Source organism: Arthrobacter sp. M4, assembly GCF_020251205.1.
Lineage (GTDB): Bacteria > Actinomycetota > Actinomycetes > Actinomycetales > Micrococcaceae > Arthrobacter.
On record NZ_JAIWYX010000086.1, the window covers coordinates 1 to 227 of the forward strand.

A 227-nucleotide genomic window follows, 5' to 3' on the forward strand; every position below is an offset into this window, starting at 1 on the left:
AAGTCCGCCACGGGGTCCTTGCCGCTCTTCTGGGCCATGTAGCCCTTCGTGACGAGGCCGCGGAACCAGTTGGCCCACTCGACGGCCTTGTCACCGTTCAGGGTGCCCTGGGCGCTCTGGAAGCCGTCGCGGTTGATCAGGTCGCCGCCGGCGGACTGGAGGAATGGCGAGTACGCGTACGGCAGCCACTCGCCGGTGTAGGAGGTGGCCAGGTCAAGCGGGTTCTC

At 67.4% G+C, this 227-nt stretch carries 1 pseudogene; it reads right to left on the minus strand.

The features are described 5' to 3' along the window. Positions 1–227, minus strand: a pseudogene (locus LD110_RS24165) (sugar ABC transporter substrate-binding protein); the annotation flags it as partial.